This is a genomic window from Pseudomonas chlororaphis subsp. chlororaphis, assembly GCF_003945765.1.
GTDB classification, from domain to species: Bacteria; Pseudomonadota; Gammaproteobacteria; order Pseudomonadales; family Pseudomonadaceae; genus Aquipseudomonas; species Aquipseudomonas chlororaphis.
The window spans coordinates 5,291,418-5,311,836 of sequence record NZ_CP027712.1; the positions used below are offsets into that span (position 1 = coordinate 5,291,418).

A 20,419-nucleotide genomic window follows, 5' to 3' on the forward strand; every position below is an offset into this window, starting at 1 on the left:
GACACCCCACCATCGCAGGCAAGCCACGCGCCCACGGGATCACCGAATTCTGGAAGGAATGCATTATGCGTATCGTCGTCGCACTGGGCGGCAACGCCCTGCTCCGCCGGGGCGAACCCATGACCGCGGACAATCAACGCGCCAATATCCGCATCGCCACCGAACAGATCGCCAAGATCCATCCCGGCAACCAGCTGGTGATCGCCCACGGCAATGGTCCGCAGGTCGGCCTGCTGTCGCTGCAGGCGGCGGCCTACACCTCGGTGTCGCCTTACCCGCTGGACGTGCTCGGCGCCGAAACCGAAGGCATGATCGGCTACATCATCGAACAGGAACTGGGCAACCTGCTGGATTTCGAAGTGCCCTTCGCCACCCTGCTGACCCAGGTCGAGGTCGATGCCAAGGACCCGGCGTTCCAGAACCCGAGCAAGCCCATCGGCCCGGTCTACAGCAAGGACGAAGCAGAAAAACTGGCCAAGGAAAAAGGCTGGGCCATCGCCCCCGATGGCGACAAATACCGCCGCGTGGTGGCCAGCCCGAAACCCAAGCGCATCTTTGAAATCCGCCCGATCAAATGGCTGCTGGAAAAGAGCAGCATCGTGATCTGCGCTGGCGGTGGCGGCATTCCAACCCTGTACGGTGAGGATGGCAAGCTCAAGGGCATCGAGGCGGTGATCGACAAGGACCTGTGCTCGGCACTGTTGGCCGAACAGCTGGAAGCCGATCTGCTGGTGATCGCCACCGACGTCAACGCGGCCTTTATCGACTGGGGCAAGCCGTCGCAGAAAGCCATTGCCCAGGCGCACCCGGACGAAATGGAAAAGCTCGGCTTCGCCGCCGGCTCCATGGGACCGAAGGTCCAGGCGGCCTGCGAGTTCGCCCGCCATACTGGAAAAGTCGCGGTGATCGGTTCACTCTCGGACATCGAAGCGATCGTCCAGGGCAAGGCCGGTACGCGCATCAGCACGGCCCAGCCGGGCATCACTTACCGATAAGAGCAACTCAGGGTGCAGGCCGCTGGCCTGCACCGCTCCCCATGCCTTGTAAAGGAGAGAGCCATGGCCCAGTTCGAACCCGGTCATTTACACATCGAACGACACGCACTGACCAAGGACGATGTCAGCTACAACATCTGTATCGACTATGAAGTCGCGCAGGATCCCAAGGAAGGCAAAGGGATGCAATTCAAGATGCATGGAACGATTCAGGGCAAGGAGCTCGATGAACCGTTCTTTCTGCCCAAGGATCAGGCTTACAACTTCGCCAGCAACGTGACGAAAATCGCCGAGAAGTATGGGATTCCCAAGGCACTGAGCAGCATCGGCTCGCTGCACAAATATTACGACGCGATGTTTGAGGATGTGCGGGTGCAGTTGAATATGAAATCCGGGGATCCAGTCAACCCCGAACACCTCGAGTAACCCCAGCCCGTGGGTCGCGGGCTTCCCCTGCCCGCTTAACCTGTAGGAGCGAGGCTTGCCCGCGATGAACTCAAGGACGCCGCGGCGTATCAGGCCAGGCTTCCCGTGTCATCGTTGAGGCTATCGCGAGCAAGCTTCGCTCCTACAGAAGCCCGTGGCCACGGCGAATTTCACCAAACAGCATCCGCCAAGGCATACTTGCCACCCTCCGTTTTCCAGAACCCTTGACCGCCCCATGCGCATCCACGTCAGCTTTATCGACCGCGTCGGTATCACCCAGGAAGTCCTGGCCCTGCTCGGTGGGCGCAACCTCAACCTGGATGCGGTGGAGATGGTGCCGCCCAACGTCTACATCGACGCCCCGACCCTCAGCCCGCAAGTGCTGGAAGAGCTGCGCGACGCGCTGTTCAGCGTGCGCGGCGTGCAGGCGGTGACGGTGGTCGACATCCTGCCCGGCCAGCGCCGCCATCTGCAGCTCGACGCCCTGCTGGCGGCGATGACCGACCCGGTGCTGGCCCTGGACAGCGCCGGCAAGGTGCTGCTGGCCAACCCGGCGCTGATTGCCCTCTATGGCCGTGAGCCGGCCGGGGAAAGCGTGGCCGAGCTGTTCGACGACCCGGCGCTGCTGGAAACCTTGCTGGAACAGGGCTTTCGCTTGCCCCTGCGGGAAATCACTCTCAATGGCCAGACCCTGCTGCTGGACGCCACGCCGATCACCGACGCCGGCGCGCTGCTGACCCTGTATCAGCCCAATCGCATCGGCGAACGCCTGTCGGCCCTGCACCACGACCATGCCGAAGGCTTCGATGCCCTGCTCGGCGACTCCCCGGCCATCCGCACCCTCAAGGCCCGCGCCCAGCGCGTCGCCGCGCTGGATGCGCCGCTGCTGATCCAGGGCGAAACCGGTACCGGCAAGGAGCTGGTGGCGCGGGCCTGCCACGCCATCAGTGCGCGGCACGGCGCGCCGTTTCTGGCGCTGAACTGCGCCGCCCTGCCGGAAAACCTCGCCGAGAGCGAGCTGTTCGGCTACGCCCCCGGCGCCTTCACCGGCGCCCAGCGCGGCGGCAAGCCGGGGCTGATGGAGCTGGCCAACCAGGGCACGGTGTTTCTCGACGAGATCGGCGAAATGTCGCCCTACTTGCAGGCCAAGCTGCTGCGTTTTCTCAACGACGGCAGCTTTCGCCGGGTGGGTGGCGACCGTGAGGTCAAGGTCAATGTGCGGATCCTCAGCGCCACCCATCGCGACCTGGAAAAGATGGTCGCCGAGGGCAGCTTTCGCGAAGACCTGTTCTATCGCCTCAACGTGCTGAATGTGGAAGTCCCGCCCCTGCGCGAGCGCGGCCAGGACATCCTGTTGCTGGCGCGCTACTTCATGCAGCAGGCCTGCGCGCAGATCCAGCGCCCGGTCTGCCGCCTGGCGCCCGGCACCTATCCGGCGCTGCTGGGCAACCGCTGGCCGGGCAACGTGCGCCAGTTGCAGAACGTGATCTTCCGCGCGGCGGCGATCTGCGAAAGCAGCCTGGTGGACATCGGCGACCTGGATATCGCCGGCACCTCGGTGGCGCGCCAGAACGACACCGAAGTCGAGAGCCTGGAACAGGCCGTCGAGGAGTTCGAGAAGGCATTGCTCGAAGGCCTCTACGTCAACTACCCCTCGACCCGCCAGTTGGCCAGCCGCCTGCAGACCTCCCACACCGCCATCGCCCATCGCCTGCGCAAATACGGCATCCCCAACAAGCCCTGAACCTGCCGCGGCTTTTGATGTTGTAGCCGCTGTCGCAGGCTGCGATCGCTCCCGCAGGGAGCGCAAGCTCTCAAGATCGCCGAAGGCCTTCGGCCTTATCGCAGCCTGCGGCAGCGGCTACAGGTGGCGTAGTCGCATCTGAAAGCGACCTCCACCTGTACTGAAAGCGCTACAGCGGAACGATATCGCTACAGCCGGTTGTAATCGGCGCTACGCAAGGCTTTGATCCCCATAGGCTTTTCCCTGGCCCTCCAGCTGTAGCGTTTTCGCTACAGCTGTTAGCTTCCGGTCACCATCAATAACTAATAACTCATTGATTAATAACAACTAAAAAATATTGGCCGCATTTTTGCTAAGGGCTTATCCATTCCGCTCGGCCCTGCACGAGCATTCAATCGCGTCCACCAGACGAATCTGGCCCCTTGAGGAGTTTCCATGAGCGAGTTGCGTTTTACTGAAGATCACGAATGGCTGCGTACCGAAGCCGATGGCAGCGTTACCGTCGGCATCACGGCTTTCGCGCAAAACGCCCTGGGCGATGTGGTGTTCGTGCAATTGCCGGAACTGCAGGCCTACGACAAGGGCGCCGAAGCCGCCACCGTGGAATCGGTAAAAGCCGCCAGCGGCGTATACATGCCTCTGGACGGGGAAGTGGTGGAAACCAACCCGGCCCTGGAAACCAGCCCCGAGTTGGTCAACGAAGACCCGCTGGGCGAAGGCTGGTTCTTCCGCTTCATTCCCGCGGACGCCGCCGCTGTCGGCCAACTGCTGGATCAGGACGCCTATGACCGCCTGATCAAAGCCAACGCCGACGCCTGAGGAACCGCCATGACTCAAGTCAACCTGAGCACCGCCAACGAATTCATCGCGCGCCACATCGGCCCGCGCCAAGGCGACGAGCAAGCCATGCTCAACAGCCTGGGCTTCGACTCCCTGGAAGCCCTGAGCGCCAGCGTGATCCCCGACAGCATCAAGGGCACCAGCGTCCTCGACCTGCCCGCTGGTCAGAGCGAAGCCGACGCACTGGCCTCGATCAAGGCCATCGCCGCCAAGAACCAGCTGTTCAAGACCTACATCGGCCAGGGCTACTACAACTGCCACACGCCGTCGCCGATCCTGCGCAACCTCCTGGAAAACCCGGCCTGGTACACCGCCTACACCCCGTACCAGCCGGAAATTTCCCAGGGCCGCCTGGAAGCGCTGCTGAACTTCCAGACCCTGATCAGCGACCTCACCGGTCTGCCGATCGCCAACGCCTCCCTGCTCGACGAAGCCACCGCCGCCGCCGAAGCCATGACCTTCTGCAAGCGCCTGAGCAAGAACAAGGGCAGCCACGCCTTCTTCGCCTCCAGCCATTGCCACCCGCAGACCCTCGACGTGCTACGCACCCGTGCCGAGCCGCTGGGCATCGACGTGGTGGTCGGCGACGAGCGCAAGCTGACCGACGTCAGCCCGTTCTTCGGCGCCCTGCTGCAATACCCGGCGAGCAACGGCGACCTGTTCGACTACCGCGAACTGACCGAACGCTTCCACGCCGCCAATGCCCTGGTGGCGGTCGCCGCCGACCTGCTGGCGCTGACCGTGCTGACCCCACCGGGTGAATTCGGCGCCGACGTGGCCATCGGCAGCGCCCAGCGCTTCGGTGTGCCGCTGGGCTTCGGTGGCCCGCATGCGGCCTACTTCTCCACCAAGGACGCGTTCAAGCGCGACATGCCGGGCCGTCTGGTCGGGGTGTCCGTGGACCGTTTCGGCAAGCCGGCGCTGCGCCTGGCCATGCAGACCCGCGAGCAACATATCCGTCGCGAGAAAGCCACCAGCAACATCTGCACCGCCCAGGTGCTGCTGGCCAACATCGCCAGCATGTACGCCGTGTACCACGGCCCCCAAGGCCTGAGCCGGATTGCCCGGCGCATCCACCAGCTGACCGCGATCCTGGCCCAGGGCCTGAGCAAGCTGGGGATCAAGGTCGAGCAGGAAAACTTCTTCGATACCCTGACCCTGCACACCGGCGCACGCACCGCGGCGCTGCACGACAAGGCCCGCGCCCAGCGCATCAACCTGCGGGTGATCGACGTCGAGCGCCTGGGTCTGTCGCTGGACGAAACCACTGGCCAGGCCGATGTAGAGGCCCTGTGGAGCCTGCTGGCCGACGGTCAGGCGCTGCCGGACTTCGCCGCGCTGGCCAGCACGGTACAGAGCCGTATCCCGGCGGCGCTGGTGCGTCAGTCGGCGATCCTCAGCCATCCGGTGTTCAACCGCTATCACTCGGAAACCGAGCTGATGCGCTACCTGCGCAAGCTGGCCGACAAGGACCTGGCCCTGGACCGCACCATGATCCCGCTGGGCTCGTGCACCATGAAGCTCAACGCCGCCAGCGAAATGATCCCGATCACCTGGGCCGAATTCGGCGCCCTGCACCCGTTCGCCCCGGCCGAGCAAAGCGCCGGCTACCAGCAACTGACCAGCGAACTGGAAGCCATGCTCTGCGCCGCCACCGGCTACGACGCGGTGTCCCTGCAGCCGAACGCCGGCTCCCAGGGCGAATACGCGGGCCTGCTGGCCATTCGTGCCTATCACCAGAGCCGTGGCGACGACCGTCGCGACATCTGCCTGATCCCTTCGTCCGCCCACGGTACCAACCCGGCCACCGCCAACATGGCCGGCATGCGCGTGGTGGTCACCGCCTGCGACGCCCGTGGCAACGTCGATATCGAAGACCTGCGGGCCAAGGCCATCGAGCACCGCGAGCACCTCGCCGCGCTGATGATCACCTACCCGTCGACCCACGGCGTGTTCGAGGAAGGCATCCGCGAAATCTGCGGCATCATTCATGACAACGGCGGCCAGGTGTACATCGACGGCGCCAACATGAACGCCATGGTCGGCCTCTGCGCCCCGGGCAAGTTCGGCGGCGACGTGTCGCACCTGAACCTGCACAAGACCTTCTGCATTCCCCACGGCGGTGGCGGCCCGGGCGTCGGCCCGATCGGCGTCAAGTCGCACCTGGCGCCGTTCCTGCCGGGCCACGCAGCCATGGAACGCAAGGAAGGCGCAGTCTGCGCCGCGCCGTTCGGCAGCGCGAGCATCCTGCCGATCACCTGGATGTACATCCGCATGATGGGCGGCGAAGGCCTCAAGCGTGCCTCGCAGCTGGCGATCCTCAATGCCAACTACATCTCCCGTCGCCTGGAAGAACACTACCCAGTGCTCTACACCGGCAGCAACGGCCTGGTGGCCCACGAGTGCATCCTCGACCTGCGCCCGCTCAAGGACAGCAGCGGCATCAGCGTCGACGACGTCGCCAAGCGCCTGATCGACTTCGGCTTCCACGCCCCGACCATGTCGTTCCCGGTGGCCGGCACCCTGATGATCGAGCCGACCGAAAGCGAATCCAGGGAAGAACTGGACCGCTTCTGCGACGCCATGATCCGCATCCGCGAAGAAATCCGCGCGGTGGAAAACGGCAGCCTGGACAAGGACGACAACCCGCTGAAAAACGCCCCGCACACCGCGGCGGAAATCGTTGGCGAGTGGTCGCACCCCTACAGCCGTGAACAGGCGGTGTACCCCGTGGCCTCGCTGATCGAAGGCAAGTACTGGCCTCCGGTCGGCCGCGTCGACAACGTGTTCGGCGACCGCAACCTGGTGTGCGCCTGCCCGTCGATCGAAAGCTATCAGGACGCCTAAGACGGCATCGCCGTCCATCGCGGGCAAGCCTCGCTCCTACGGTTTCTGCGTATACCTGTAGGAGCGAGGCGGCTGGCGACGAATACCGGCCAGACCGAACCGCAATACCCGCTTCCCCCGTGCGTGCCGATCAACACAATAAGAAACCGGAGAACCAACATGTCCTTGAGCGTGTTCGACCTGTTCAAGATTGGCATCGGCCCCTCCAGCTCCCACACCGTTGGCCCGATGCGCGCGGCCGCGCGCTTCGTCGAAGGCCTGCGGCGCGACGGACTGCTGGGCGCCACCACCTGCGTCAAGGTCGAGCTGTACGGCTCGCTCGGCGCCACCGGCAAGGGCCACGGCAGCGACAAGGCCGTACTCCTGGGCCTGGAAGGTGAACACCCGGATACCGTGAATACCGAAAACATCGCCGCTCGCCTGCAGGAAATACGCAGCAGCGGACGCTTGAACCTGCTCGGCGAACACCTCATCGCGTTCAACGAGAAAGAACACCTGGCCATGATCCGCAAGCCCCTGGCCTACCACCCCAACGGCATGATCTTCCGTGCCTTCGATGCCGCCGGATTGCAGATCCGCAGCCGCGAGTACTACTCGGTGGGCGGCGGCTTCGTGGTCGACGAGGACGCCGCCGGTGCCGACCGCATCGTCGAAGACACCACCAAACTAACCTTCCCCTTCAAGAGCGCCAAGGACTTGCTCGGTCACTGCACCACCTATGGGCTGTCCATCAGCCAGGTGATGCTGACCAACGAAAGCGCCTGGCGACCGGAAGCGGAAACCCGTGCCGGCCTGCTGAAGATCTGGCAAGTGATGCAGGACTGCGTGGATGCCGGCTGTCGCAACGAAGGGATCCTGCCGGGTGGCCTGAAGGTCAAGCGCCGTGCCGCCGCCCTCCACCGCCAGCTGTGCAAGCACCCCGAGGCGGCCCTGCGCGACGCCTTGTCGGTACTGGACTGGGTCAACCTGTATGCCCTGGCGGTCAACGAAGAAAACGCCAACGGCGGGCGCGTCGTCACCGCGCCCACCAATGGCGCCGCCGGCATCATCCCGGCAGTGCTGCACTACTACATGCGCTTCATCCCCGGCGCCAACGAAGACGGGGTGGTGCGTTTCCTGCTGACCGCCGCCGCCATCGGCATTCTCTACAAGGAAAACGCCTCCATCTCCGGCGCCGAAGTCGGCTGCCAGGGCGAGGTCGGCGTGGCCTGCTCGATGGCGGCCGGAGCCTTGTGCGAAGTGCTCGGCGGTACGGTGCAACAAGTGGAAAACGCCGCCGAAATCGGCATGGAACATAACCTCGGCCTGACCTGCGATCCGATCGGCGGCCTGGTGCAGGTGCCCTGCATCGAGCGCAACGCCATGGGCTCGGTCAAGGCGATCAACGCCGTGCGCATGGCCTTGCGTGGCGACGGGCAACACTTCGTCTCCCTCGACAAGGTGATCCGCACCATGCGCCAGACCGGCGCCGACATGAAAAGCAAATACAAGGAAACCGCCCGCGGCGGTTTGGCCGTCAACATCATCGAGTGCTGATGCACGCACATACGCATCTCACGTTTACCCAGGAGCTGAACATGTCCACCGAAACACTGTTGAAGACCCCGCTGCACTCGCTGCACCTCGAACTCGGCGCGCGCATGGTGCCGTTCGCCGGTTACGACATGCCCGTGCAATACCCGCTGGGCGTGATGAAAGAACACCAGCACACCCGCGAGCAGGCCGGCCTGTTCGATGTCTCGCACATGGGCCAGATCCGCCTGACCGGCGCCAATACCGCCCAGGCCCTGGAAACCCTGGTGCCGGTGGACATCATCGACCTGCCCGTGGGCATCCAGCGCTACGCCATGTTCACCAATGAAAACGGCGGCATCCTCGACGACCTGATGGTCGCCAACCTGGGCAACGACGAGCTGTTTCTGGTGGTCAACGCCGCCTGCAAGGACCAGGACCTGGCCCATCTGCGCCAGCACATCGGCCATTTGTGCAGCATCGAGCCGCTGTTCGAGGAGCGCGCCCTGCTCGCCCTGCAAGGCCCGGCGGCCGTCACCGTGCTGGCGCGCCTGGCGCCGGAAGTGGCGAAGATGACCTTCATGCAATTCACCCGCGTGAAGCTGCTGGGCGTGGACTGCTTTGTCAGCCGTTCGGGCTACACCGGCGAAGACGGTTTCGAAATCTCGGTACCGGCGGCCGACGCCGAAACCCTGGCCCGCGCCCTGCTGGCCGAACCGGAAGTGGCCGCCATCGGCCTCGGCGCCCGGGATTCGCTGCGCCTGGAAGCCGGCCTGTGCCTGTATGGCCATGACATGAACAGCCAGACCACGCCGATCGAAGCCAGCCTGCTGTGGGCCATCTCCAAGCCACGGCGCGCCGATGGCGCGCGGGCTGGCGGCTTCCCTGGCGCGGAACAGGTGTTCGCCCAACAGCTCAATGGCGTGAAGCGCAAACGCGTGGGCCTGCTGCCCCAGGAACGCACACCGGTGCGTGAAGGTGCGGAGATCGTCAACGCAGCGGGCGAGGTGATCGGCAGCGTCTGCAGCGGCGGTTTTGGCCCGACCCTGGGTGGTCCGTTGGCCATGGGTTACATCGATAGCGCTTATGTCGCACTCGATACGCCAGTTTGGGCAATTGTTCGTGGGAAAAAGGTGCCAATGCTTGTAAGCAAAATGCCATTCGTTGCACAACGCTACTATCGTGGTTGATCAACTGTTTCTATAAGTAACGCGGTTGCGTTAAAAGTGCACTAATCTGTAACGCAACCGCCATAAAATAGTGCATATCTTCGATATTGAACTTGCCTTATAACAGTTGAAAACAATTGAACGACCCTATCGAATAAGCCCAGATGCCTAGTTCCGGCAAACAGCCACCAAGCTGAGGAAAACCGGGGTTTCGCAGGGCTTGTTTTTTCTCCCATAGTTGGCGTAGAGTTTCCCCACTGTGTTTGCATGGGTCGCTTGGAATCGTGACCTGGGCAGTAGCTAACAAGTTTGCTACAACCCGTTCGACGTCTCTTACTTTCCTGCAACCCAGCCCAGTACTCCTTCATGAGAAAGAGACTGTCATTAATTTTTTAGCGTCAAAGGAAATAAGAAATGTCCCAACGTCAGAGCGGTACCGTCAAGTGGTTTAACGACGAGAAAGGTTTTGGTTTTATCACTCCAGAAAGCGGTCCGGATCTGTTCGTGCATTTCCGCGCTATTCAGGGCAACGGCTTCAAGAGCCTGAAAGAAGGCCAGAAAGTGACCTTCATCGCTGTGCAAGGCCAAAAAGGCATGCAGGCTGACGAAGTTCAAGCCGAAGGCTGATCGTCTGTAACGAAAAAGCCCCTGATGCTGACATCAGGGGCTTTTTTGTGCGCGCAATTCCGTAAAATGGCTTCTTTCTTTCGATCGAGAGGCCTGTGATGCCGAAGCACCTGCTAACCCCCCAGGGTGATTTCCCCGCCGCTGGCCTGGGCCGTCGTCTGGCAGCGATGTTCTACGATTTCCTGCTGTGCACCGCACTGCTGATCGTCACGGGCGGCGTCTACAAGTTCATCCAGTTGCAGATCCTCGGTGAAACCCGGATGCGCACCCTGACCGAATCCGGCGCGCTGGACGGCGATCCGCTCTACTCCACCGTCCTGCTGTTCGTGCTGTTCGCCTTCTTCGCCAAGTTCTGGACCCATTCCGGCCAGACCCTGGGCATGCAGGTCTGGGGCATTCGTGTGCAGAACGCCGACGGCAGCCGCATCAGCCTGTGGCAGGCCCTCCTGCGCTTCATGGTCTCGATCGCTTCCTGGCTGTGCGCCGGGCTGGGCTTCATCTGGATCCTGGTAGACAAGCAGAAGCGCAGCTGGCACGACATCTACTCTTCCAGCCAGATCGTGCGCATTCCCAAGCAGAAAAAATAATCCGCCGCACAGAAAAACGCCCCGAATCTCGGGGCGTTTTTCTGTGCGCTTGTCGAAGGCGATCAGGCATTGCCCGCCAGCTTCATCCGCGCCGCCTGAGTGAAATCCAGCATGCGCTTGAGCGGGCGAATGGCCTGGGGAATCAGCGCCGGGTCGACAAATATCTCGTTGCTGCCCTCACGCAGGCTCTGCAAGGTGCGCTCCAGGGTATTCATGGCCATCCACGGGCAGTGGGCGCAGCTGCGGCAAGCCGCACCGTTGCCGGCCGTTGGCGCCTCGATGAACACCTTGTCCGGGCACAGCTGCTGCATCTTGTAGAAGATGCCGCGGTCGGTCGCCACGATCAGCGTCTTGTTCGGCAAGCGTTGCGCGGCGGCAATCAGCTGGCTGGTGGAACCCACCGCATCGGCCAGCTCGATCACCGACGTCGGCGACTCAGGGTGGACCAGAATGGCCGCATCGGGATACAGCGCCTTCATGTCCTCCAGCTGCTTGGACTTGAACTCTTCGTGGACGATGCAGGCACCGTCCCACAGCAGCATATCGGCACCGGTCTGGCGCTGAATGTAGGTGCCCAGATGCTTGTCCGGCCCCCAGATGATGGTTTCGCCGTTATCCATCAGGCTTTCGACGATTTCCAGGGCGCAACTGGAGGTCACGACCCAGTCAGCACGGGCTTTGACCGCTGCCGATGTGTTGGCATAGACCACCACGGTGCGTTCCGGATGCTGGTCGCAGAACGCCGAGAACTCTTCCACCGGGCACCCCAGGTCGAGGGAGCAGGTGGCTTCCAGGGTGGGCATCAGCACGCGTTTTTCGGGGTTGAGGATCTTCGCCGTCTCGCCCATGAACCTGACACCGGCGACCACCACGGTCTTGGCCGGGTGAACGTTGCCGAAACGGGCCATTTCCAGGGAGTCGGACACACAGCCGCCGGTCTCTTCGGCCAGGGCCTGAATCACCGGGTCACAGTAGAAGTGAGCCACCAGCACGGCGTCCTGAGCCTTGAGCTCGGCAGCAATCGCGGCACGGTAATGGGCTTCCTCTGCGGCCGTCAGCGGCTTGGGCTGTTTGGCGTCAAGGTGGGCCTGAACCAGAAGGCGTTCGGAAATGTGCGTCATGATCGCAAGACCTGCGGGCGCTTATGCGCGAAAGTCGAGTATACACCCGGCTCCGGACCCGTTGAGGGCACCGCCGGGAGAGTGAGTATTCATCAGGTGGTGCAGCGTTGAAACTGCGCAAGGCTACAGAATATCCCCTTGATGTAAAAGATGATTCTGACCTGTGTCACACGGCTCGCCCCGGCACGGAGCAGGCATCGGTCAAGGGGCACGAAAGCCTGCCAATTGCAGCCCCGACAGCGCAAACGCTTCAGTGACGCGCAACGCGTACTTGCACCATTTATGCGCATTGCATGCAGGCGAGCCTCGGCCCGGCGGTGAATCCCCTCGATCGACCAAGCGTTTTTTTACACTTCATAGCAATTTTACCTTTCTGCGCTAACGTCAGTTACAGAAACAGCTAACTGCTGGTTGGTTGCAGCAACACTTGGCGGGCTCTGGTTCAGATTACGGAGAAATGATCCCTGCTGACCGGCCCTTGCGGTTTCCCCCAGCCCAAACAAGGATGCAGTGCATGAACAGTGATTGTGTACAGGTGCTCAGGAGAGTGGCGTGGACATTGATTGTCGCTGGTCTTCCCACCGGAATGGCCATGGCGGCATCAAATAACTGCGCTGGATTGCAGCCACTGCCGTCGACGGTGGAAGTGGGAGAGGGTCAGCAGACGATAATGCACTCCCCCGTCGCCATTACCCGGTTGGCCGTGGGCGACCCGAAAATTGCCGATGTGTATCTCAATGGACGGGATTCGTACCTGCTGACGGGGATTGCGCCCGGCGCCACCAGCCTGATGGTCTGGACAGCCTGCGACAAGGAACCTCGCCAGAGCATGGTGTTCGTTCAGGGCAAAGGCCCTCATTCAATGGTGAGTTCACTGTTGCCCCCCTCCGAAGATCCGGCGCTGGCCAGCCAGGTGCAGACCGATATCCGCTTTGTCGAAGTCAGCCGCACCAAGCTGAAAGAGGCCGGCACCTCGATCTTCGGCAAGAGCGGTAACTTCCTGTTCAGCTCCCCGGGCACAGTCCCGTTGGTGACGGTGACGCCCGGCAATATCGGTGGTGTCAGGCCGAACATACCGCTCAACAACGGCCAGTTCAATATCGGCTTTGGCGGCGGTAACGTCCTTGGGCTGATCAACGCTCTGGAAGGCAGTGGGTTTGCCTACACCCTGGCGCGTCCGAGCCTGGTGGCGCTGAGCGGGCAGAGCGCCAGCTTCCTGGCCGGTGGTGAAGTGCCGATTCCGGTCCCCAGCAGCGGAAGCGACAGTATTACCATCCAGTACAAGGAATTCGGCATTCGCCTGACCCTGACCCCCACGATCGTCGGAAATGACCGCATCGCCTTGAAGGTCGCCCCGGAAGTCAGCGAGCTGGACTTCAACAACGGGATTACCGTCAACGGCATCTCGGTGCCAGCCCTGGTTGTGCGTCGCACCGACACCAGCATCTCCCTGGCCGACGGTGAGAGCTTCGTGATCAGCGGCCTGATCAGCACCACCAATACCACAGCCGTGAGCAAGTTCCCCGGCCTGGGAGAGATTCCGATCCTGGGGGCATTTTTCCGTGATTCTTCGATCAGGCGCGAAGAGAAGGAACTGCTGATGATCGTCACCCCGCATCTGGTGCAACCGCTGGCGGTCAACGCCAAGCTGCCGGTACTGCCTGGCGAGCCACTGCGCAACTACGACCCGAACTGGTTCCGTCTGTACTTCCTGGAAAACGGCAATTATGACCAGGCCGCCAGCGGGCTTTCGCAATGAATCAGGGTTCTGGCTCGTCGCTCGCTACGCTCAGGCTCAACGACACCGGACTCGACAAGTCCGGTGTTGGCCATTCCTCGACAATCGGATTGTTCCAGGAGGGAAAAATGAAAGTAGTCATTGCTGCCTTAGGGCTGCTCATGCTCGGCGGCTGTGCCACGAATGGCGGCGGTGCCTGGTCGAAACAGGCATGCAGCAAGCTGGATTCGGATCAGGAACTGTCGCTGAGCCTGGCCGACGACATGATCGGCGAAGGCAAGCTGCATGCCGGTCTGGCCAATCTGCAACGCCTGCCGGATAACCTGGCACAGGTTCGCATGCGCAAGGCCAAGGTCTATCGCCAGCTCGGCCAAAGCGAGGCCGAGCCGCTGTACCGCAGCCTGCTCAGCACCTGCCTGGCCGCCGAAGGCGAGCATGGCCTGGGCCAACTGGCGGCGTCACGCAACGATAACGCTCTGGCCCTGGAACATCTGACGCGAGCGGCACGCCTGTCCCCCACCGACGAGAAAATCCGCAACGACCTGGGGGTGGTCTACCTCAACCAGGGAAATACCAGGCAAGCCCGCTTTGAGTTCCTCACGGCCATGGAGCTGAAACAGGACGATCAGCTGGCAACCCTGAACCTGGTGACCTTGCTGATTTATCAAGGCAACTGGAAACAGGCCTCGGACCTGGTCAATCGTGCCGGCCTGAAACCCGAACAAGTCTCCAGCGCCAAGGAGCGGGCCGAAAAACTCAGGAGCGCGACGAAGAAGGCAGTTAAGGATCAGGCAGTCACTGCAACGGATTCGTCGCCATCGAGTGTCAATCAACCAATAACGCAGAGGTAGTGATGAAATACCAAACGCTTAGCTGCCTGGGACTCTTGCTTCTTCCGCTGGTGACCCAGGCTATCGAACCCGGCCCGGCCTCCCTGTCACAACAGTCGACCGAAACCTGGCTGCTGCTGCAGAGTCGTAACCAGGTCAAGTCGCCCATCCCACAGAACGCCTCGCCCAGCGAACGGGAACTGACCCTGCAGCGCTGGCTGGACAACTACAAACACCCGATCCCCGAGTACTACAAGGAGTACGCAGGTTCGGGTGGGTCAGGTGGTTCGAAGTGACAGCAAGTCGCGATGGCGTTCAGTTCAGAGGGGGCAATGCCATCCATGCCGATGGCCCTTGCCCCTCCCCTCTTTCATAACTTCCCGAATACTTTGAAGACGCCGATGATTGCCGGCCCTATGGCTACCAGAAAGAAGCTTGGCCACAGGCAGAAGATCAGCGGAAACACCAGCTTGGTGCCGATTTTCGCGGCTTTCTCTTCGGCCTGCTGGGTGCGCCGGTCACGAAACTCCTCGGCATAGATACGCAGGGTCGTCCCCACACTGGTCCCGAAGCGAATGCTCTGCGCCAGCAAACTCACCAACCCGCGAATGTCCTCCAGCCCGGTACGCTCGGCCAGATGTTTGAGCGCTTCGGTACTGGGAATCCCGGCCCGGACCTCGGAGTTGACCAGTGCCAGCTCCATGGCCAGCTCAGGCTGGCTGACCGCTATCTCCTCCGATACCCGCTCGATCGCCTGGGGCAAGGCAAGGCCTGACTCCACGCAGACCACCATCAAGTCCAGCGCATCCGGAAAGGCGACGAGCAAACGGGTCATCCGCGCGTTCCTGCGGCTGTCGACATAGATGGCCGGTACCAGCCAGCCTACCCCCAACGCCAGGATCACCAGCCCCATCCCCAGAAGCAGCGATACCTTCGGTATCAGCGGCAGCGCCAGGACTGCCAGCGCCACCAATGCCAACGGTGTCAGCAGGCGCACCGCCCAGTACATCTGGACAGCGGCCGGGGAGCGAAAGCCCGCGTGGATCAGCAAGGTCCGGGTCGCCGAGGCCTGCTCCTGTTCACCGGAGGCAAAACGCTGGCCGACCTGCTCCAGCATCAATTGCAGGTTGCTCGGCGCGCCCTGCTGCCGGTGACCATCACCACCATGACCGCGCTTGATCAGCAGAAGACGGCGGTGCACCGGGTCCTGCAGCCCCTGCACCAGCAATACCAAGGTCGCCACGGCCAGCACCACGCTCAGGCCGATGGCCCCGGCGAACAGCAGGCGCGCCAGTTGCTCGCTACCGACCACACTTTGGATCAGACTCAGCAGATACTCCATGACCTCACCCCCTACGAGTGATTGTGCTCACACCTGGATCCGGATGATCTTGCGTATCCAGAAGATTCCCACCAGCATCGCCACAAACGCGCCAAGCACCATCTTCTGTCCCAGCGGCTCATTGATGAGCAGAGGCAGATAGGTCGGGCTCGAAAGCACAATCCCCGCTGCCAGTACAAAAGGCATCGCCACCAGGATCCAGCCCGACATGCGCCCTTCGGCCGAGAGCGTCTTGACCTTGCGCTGAAAGCGGAAGCGGCCGCGAATCAGGCTGCTCAAACGATCCAGTACCTCGGTCAGGTTGCCGCCCGTCTCGCGATGGATCAGCACAGTGGTCACCAGCATCATCACGGTCATGCTCGGCATGCGTTCCAGCAGGCCAAGCATGGCCCGACGCACATCGTTGCCGTAGTTGATGTCGGCAAAGGTCAGGCCGAATTCGTGGGCAACCGGCCCCTTGTGCTCGTCGGCCACCAACTGCAGGGTTTCGTTGAACGGATGTCCGGCACGCAGCGCCCGGCACATGGCATCCAGGGCATCCGGCAATTGCTCCTCGAACAGGGCAAAGCGTTTGTTGCGGTCTCGGGAGATTTTCAACACCGGCAGCCAGAAGGCCATAGCAGCAGCCGGGAGCGCCGCCCACCACAGCTGCGTGAACAGCCACGTCCCCATGCCAGCCACCATCATCAGGACCAGGCTGAGCATCAGCACCCGATAGGCGCGGTACTCATGCCCGGCCTGCTCGATCATCTGCGCCAGGGCCTCCATCGCTGGCAATTGCTCCAGACGCGCCTCCAGCGGGGACAGGCGACGCAGGTATTTCTGGCGCAGTACCGACTGCATGTTCTCCAGGTTACTGGCCCGTTCCAGCAGGTCGAGGCGACTGCGGATACGCTTGCGCACCTTGCCGGCCTCGCCGAACACCGGCACCGCCACGCTCTGGCTGAGCAGGAATATGGCGGTGAACACCATGCCGAGAAATGCCAGGATGAACTCGCTGGGGATCTGATGCATGACTAACCCTCCATCCAGTCTGGCCGGAACAGGCTGAGCGGCAGCTCGATGCCCCGTTTGGCCAGCACATCGCGAAACGCCGGAACCATGCCGGTGGGGCGGAATTCGCCCACAACCTCGCCTTTCTCGCCCAGACCACTGCGCACGAAAGAGAAGATCTCGGTCATGGTGATGATTTCCCCTTCCATGCCGTTGATTTCCTGCACGCTGACCAGCCGCCGCGTGCCGTCCTCCTGCCGCTCCAGCTGGATGACCACACCGATGGCCGAAGCGATCTGCTGACGCAAGGCCTTGATCGGAAAGGTCGCCCCCGTCATCGACACCATGTTCTCGATCCGCCCCAGGGCATCGCGGGCGGTGTTGGCGTGGATGGTGGTCAGCGAGCCGTCGTGGCCGGTATTCATCGCCGTCAACATGTCCAGCGCCTCGGCGCCACGCACCTCGCCGATGACGATGCGGTCCGGGCGCATACGCAGGCTGTTGCGCACCAGCTCCCGCTGGCCCACCTCGCCACGGCCCTCGATGTTCGACGGACGGGTTTCCAGGCGTACCACATGGGGCTGCTGCAGTTGCAGCTCGGCCGAGTCTTCGATGGTCACGATCCGTTCGTTGTGCGGAATGAAACTGGACAACACGTTGAGCATGGTGGTCTTGCCGCTGCCGGTCCCTCCGGAGATCAGGACATTCAGCCGGCCGCGGACGATGGCCTTGAGCATCAGGGCGATGCCCGGGGTCAGGGTGCCCATCTGCACCAGGCTCTCAGTGTTGAGCAAATCCACGGCGAAGCGGCGGATCGACATGCTCGGCCCGTCGATGGCCAGCGGTGGAATGATAGCGTTGACCCGCGAACCGTCCTTCAAGCGAGCGTCCACCAGCGGCGAGGACTCATCGATACGCCGCCCCAGGCTGGAAACGATGCGATCGATGATATTCAGCAGGTGCTGGTCGTCGCGAAAACGCACATCCGTTCTTTGCAGCTTGCCGAAGCGCTCGACGTACACCGAGGCATGACCGTTGACCAGGATGTCGGACACACTCGCATCGTTCAGCAGCGGCTCCAAAGGTCCGAGGCCGAGCACCTCGTCGGAGATCTGCTTGAGGATCAACTGACGGCTGCTGGAATTGACCGGCGCCGAATGCTCATCGAGCAGGCGCTGGCAGATGTCGCGGATCTGCCGCCCGGCCTCGGCCGGCTCCAGGGAATCGAGGAGCGACAGGTCCATGACCTTGAGCAATTGCTGGTAGATCTTTTCCCGCCACTCGGCCTCCATCGAGCCGAGTTTGGTCCTGGTTTCATAGAGCAGGTCCGGCACACTGGCCTCCCAGGCCATGAGCACACTGGCGCACTCTTTGCCATCGAGGGACGCGTCCTGGGTTTCTGCCGGTGCCTGTTTACCGGGTTGCTGACGCAGGCGATTACGAAAGTCGCTGAGCATGGCCTAGCCTCCGAACAGACGATTGAAGGTACGTTTGAACAAACTCTTCTCGGCGACCTCGATTCCGATCAGGTTCTGGGTCACCTCACGCAGGGCCAGGGTCACCCCCGAACGTGGCGCATGCAGCTCGAGCGGCACACCGGTGTTCTGACTCTCGCTGACCACCGCATAGTCATTGGGCACGGCTTGCAGGGTCGTGCAGCGCAGGGCATCGGCAACATCCTTGAGGCTCACCGGCGAGGCCTTGTTGTAGCGGTTGACCACCACCTGTATCCGGTTGCTCTGCACATTCAGGTCGTCGCGCAGGATGCGGGTCAGGCGGGTGCCATCCTTCAGGTGGCTCAGGCTCTGCTGCAGCACGACGTAGATGCGATCGGCCTGTTCGAGTGTGACGCCGGTGAGGTGATCGATCTGTCGTGGCAGATCCACCACGACCCAGTCGTAGGTCCCTCGGGCCAGGCGCAACAGTTTCTCCAGCTGGTCCAGGTGCACATCCTGCGTCAGGCACAGCTCCCCGGTACGCCCGCCCAGCACATGCAGGGTCGGGCTGAAGTGGTTGCAATAGCCACGCAAGGCAATGCTGTCCAGGGACTCGACCTGCTTCAGCACATCCACATGGCTGTGGGTAGGTACCACATCCAGGCAATGCGCCACGCTGCCGAACTGCAGGTCCAGGTCCAGCAGCAGGGTCCTGCCACCGCGGGTGGAAAGCTGATGCGCCAGGTTGCAAGCCAGCATCGAGGCTCCCGAACCGCCTTTGGCGTTCATCACCGCAATCAGCTTGCCACCGGTCCCCTGCTCCGCATTGGCCTCCATGAGCATACGGCCGATAGCCGCCTGCAACTCTTCTGCCGCTACCGGCTCGGGAAGAAAGTCCCGGGCGCCGGCCTGCATCGCCAGGCGCATGCCCTCGCGCTCATCCAGCGGGCCGCAGACCAACAGCGGTGGGCGTTCCTTGAGCGGGTGCTGCAACAAGGCCGCCAGCTCTTCGCGCCACAGATGGCTGACGCGCAACAGCAGGAAGTCGGGCATCTGCTCCAGCCCATACAGCGGATCGGTATGACCGTTGCTCACCAGGCGAGTGCTGACCTGAATGTTCGGCATTCCCTGGCTCAACGCTTTCAGATGATTCAAGGTGGTCGCGTCGCGCCCACTGATCAGTAGGCGTTTGCCCTGCTTTTCAGTAGCGGCAGCGACGGGCGCTTCTCGGGTACTCAACATGGTGTGATCTCCGGTGTGACTGCTGCCTGGGGCTGCCGACCGAGGCTTTCACGTGGCACGGTCGACCTGAATACCGGTAAGACAAACACCCCGTTGAACCCAGGAATCAGCAGATTGAAACTGAAATTGGATACCTGTAGCTGGACATAACGAATGGCGACAAAGCCACCGGTGCCGCTCAGATCGTTGGGGCTGGTGACGACCGCGCCGTTGGCGTCCAGATAAACCAGGTTCAGGTTGGCGGCCGTCAGGTTATTGAGCAGGCTGCTCGGACCGCCGTCGGTGGAAGCGTTGAACATCGCCCGACGCAGGATCACCGGATCTTGGATATCGCACACTGCCGCCAGACGCGCACCGCGGCGCACGGTTTCATTCAGGGCATTGACCGTGAAGTACAGCCGGCCCATTTCCAGCACACCGAACAGCACGGTGAACAGCACCAGGCTGGTGATCGCGAACTCGACGGTGTACAGCCCACGCATACCTTTGACGTTCATCACAAGGCCCTCATGACGACAGTGGAAGTCAAGGCCAGGCCCAGCGGTACGTTGCTGCCATACAAGACGGGCAAGGCACTGCCGATCACCGGCACATAGGTGTAGGTAATGCTGACCTGGACATGCTCGGCCCCCACCGCGCTGACCGTGACATTCGCCGGCGTCAGCCCCGACACCACCGCCGGGTAGCCATTGGGGTTGGCGGGCACGCCATAGACGGCGACGTTCTTGGCCTGGGTCTGCAGCGTGCCGCTCAGGTCGAGCTTGCCGAGGGTGGAGTTCCACGCCTTGTCAGCGACATAACGCCCGGCGTCGCGACTGGCCTGCATCAGGCTGTTGTACTGGAACAACATGCGGCCGAACTCGGCGAAGGTCAGCATCAGCAACAGCAGCAGCGGCAGCGTCAACACCAGCTCCACCATCGCCAAGCCGCCCTGGTTGCGCGGCGACCTGAATCCTCTGCGTCCCATAAA

Annotated in this window: 19 protein-coding genes; 12 read left to right on the forward strand and 7 right to left on the reverse strand. The window is 62.4% G+C overall.

Going from position 1 to position 20,419, the window contains the following annotated elements; all coding sequences use genetic code 11:
- Positions 1–65: 65 nt before the first annotated feature.
- From arcC to C4K27_RS23880, 9 genes are all read left to right on the forward strand, one after another.
- Positions 66–995, forward strand: a complete 930-nt coding sequence (gene arcC / locus C4K27_RS23840; RefSeq protein ID WP_053262372.1) for a carbamate kinase — start codon at positions 66–68, stop codon at positions 993–995.
- Between the two features lie 63 nt (positions 996–1,058).
- The gene (locus C4K27_RS23845) at positions 1,059–1,421 is read left to right on the forward strand and encodes a DUF5064 family protein (protein WP_053262373.1); all 363 of its coding nucleotides are present in this window, start codon (positions 1,059–1,061) and stop codon (positions 1,419–1,421) included.
- 235 nt (positions 1,422–1,656) lie between these two features.
- The gene (locus tag C4K27_RS23850) at positions 1,657–3,165 is read left to right on the forward strand and encodes a transcriptional regulator GcsR (protein ID WP_009045250.1); all 1,509 of its coding nucleotides are present in this window, start codon (positions 1,657–1,659) and stop codon (positions 3,163–3,165) included.
- Positions 3,166–3,600: 435 nt separating this feature from the next.
- Positions 3,601–3,984, forward strand: a complete 384-nt coding sequence (gcvH, locus tag C4K27_RS23855; protein WP_007931060.1) for a glycine cleavage system protein GcvH — start codon at positions 3,601–3,603, stop codon at positions 3,982–3,984.
- Positions 3,985–3,993: 9 nt separating this feature from the next.
- A complete protein-coding gene (gene gcvP, locus C4K27_RS23860; protein ID WP_053262374.1) occupies positions 3,994–6,852 on the forward strand; it encodes an aminomethyl-transferring glycine dehydrogenase in 2,859 nt (952 codons plus the stop codon).
- A gap of 159 nt (positions 6,853–7,011) precedes the next feature.
- Positions 7,012–8,388: an L-serine ammonia-lyase gene (locus tag C4K27_RS23865; protein ID WP_007931066.1), complete on the forward strand. Its 1,377-nt coding sequence runs from the start codon at positions 7,012–7,014 to the stop codon at positions 8,386–8,388.
- A gap of 41 nt (positions 8,389–8,429) precedes the next feature.
- Positions 8,430–9,554 carry a glycine cleavage system aminomethyltransferase GcvT gene (gene gcvT, locus C4K27_RS23870; RefSeq protein ID WP_053262375.1) on the forward strand — a complete coding sequence of 375 codons (1,125 nt, stop codon included), beginning with the start codon at positions 8,430–8,432 and terminating at the stop codon, positions 9,552–9,554.
- A 393-nt stretch (positions 9,555–9,947) separates the two neighbouring features.
- A complete protein-coding gene (locus tag C4K27_RS23875; RefSeq protein WP_007931076.1) occupies positions 9,948–10,160 on the forward strand; it encodes a cold-shock protein in 213 nt (70 codons plus the stop codon).
- A gap of 98 nt (positions 10,161–10,258) precedes the next feature.
- Positions 10,259–10,747, forward strand: a complete 489-nt coding sequence (locus C4K27_RS23880) for an RDD family protein (RefSeq protein ID WP_007931077.1) — start codon at positions 10,259–10,261, stop codon at positions 10,745–10,747.
- 62 nt (positions 10,748–10,809) lie between these two features.
- On the opposite strand, the gene nadA is transcribed toward C4K27_RS23880, so the two are convergent.
- Positions 10,810–11,868 carry a quinolinate synthase NadA gene (gene nadA, locus C4K27_RS23885; protein ID WP_053262376.1) on the reverse strand — a complete coding sequence of 353 codons (1,059 nt, stop codon included), beginning with the start codon at positions 11,866–11,868 and terminating at the stop codon, positions 10,810–10,812.
- Positions 11,869–12,382: 514 nt separating this feature from the next.
- Between nadA and C4K27_RS23890 the strand changes: the two genes are divergently transcribed.
- The 3 genes from C4K27_RS23890 (at position 12,383) to C4K27_RS23900 (ending at position 14,732) form a co-directional block, all read left to right on the forward strand.
- The gene (locus C4K27_RS23890; protein ID WP_053262377.1) at positions 12,383–13,627 is read left to right on the forward strand and encodes a type II and III secretion system protein family protein; all 1,245 of its coding nucleotides are present in this window, start codon (positions 12,383–12,385) and stop codon (positions 13,625–13,627) included.
- Positions 13,628–13,734: 107 nt separating this feature from the next.
- Positions 13,735–14,457 carry a tetratricopeptide repeat protein gene (locus C4K27_RS23895; RefSeq protein ID WP_053262378.1) on the forward strand — a complete coding sequence of 241 codons (723 nt, stop codon included), beginning with the start codon at positions 13,735–13,737 and terminating at the stop codon, positions 14,455–14,457.
- Positions 14,458–14,459: 2 nt separating this feature from the next.
- Positions 14,460–14,732, forward strand: a complete 273-nt coding sequence (locus C4K27_RS23900) for a DUF3613 domain-containing protein (RefSeq protein WP_053262379.1) — start codon at positions 14,460–14,462, stop codon at positions 14,730–14,732.
- 74 nt (positions 14,733–14,806) lie between these two features.
- Here C4K27_RS23900 and C4K27_RS23905 read toward each other — a convergent pair whose 3' ends face one another.
- From C4K27_RS23905 to C4K27_RS23930, 6 genes are read right to left on the reverse strand one after another with little or no spacing between them, the layout of a single operon-like run.
- On the reverse strand, positions 14,807–15,778 hold the full coding sequence (locus C4K27_RS23905; RefSeq protein ID WP_053262380.1) for a type II secretion system F family protein: 972 nt from the start codon (positions 15,776–15,778) through the stop codon (positions 14,807–14,809).
- A gap of 27 nt (positions 15,779–15,805) precedes the next feature.
- The gene (locus tag C4K27_RS23910) at positions 15,806–16,792 is read right to left on the reverse strand and encodes a type II secretion system F family protein (RefSeq protein ID WP_053262381.1); all 987 of its coding nucleotides are present in this window, start codon (positions 16,790–16,792) and stop codon (positions 15,806–15,808) included.
- Positions 16,793–16,794: 2 nt separating this feature from the next.
- Positions 16,795–18,228: a TadA family conjugal transfer-associated ATPase gene (locus C4K27_RS23915; protein ID WP_053262382.1), complete on the reverse strand. Its 1,434-nt coding sequence runs from the start codon at positions 18,226–18,228 to the stop codon at positions 16,795–16,797.
- 3 nt (positions 18,229–18,231) lie between these two features.
- Complete coding sequence (locus C4K27_RS23920) at positions 18,232–19,449, reverse strand: AAA family ATPase (RefSeq protein ID WP_053262383.1); 1,218 nt, start codon at positions 19,447–19,449, stop codon at positions 18,232–18,234.
- Positions 19,443–19,946 (reverse strand): TadE/TadG family type IV pilus assembly protein, encoded by a 504-nt coding sequence (locus tag C4K27_RS23925; protein ID WP_053262384.1) that lies wholly within the window; start codon positions 19,944–19,946, stop codon positions 19,443–19,445. Before C4K27_RS23925 ends, C4K27_RS23920 begins: the two co-directional genes overlap by 7 nt.
- The gene (locus C4K27_RS23930; protein WP_009045264.1) at positions 19,946–20,416 is read right to left on the reverse strand and encodes a TadE/TadG family type IV pilus assembly protein; all 471 of its coding nucleotides are present in this window, start codon (positions 20,414–20,416) and stop codon (positions 19,946–19,948) included. Before C4K27_RS23930 ends, C4K27_RS23925 begins: the two co-directional genes overlap by 1 nt.
- Positions 20,417–20,419: the final 3 nt, after the last annotated feature.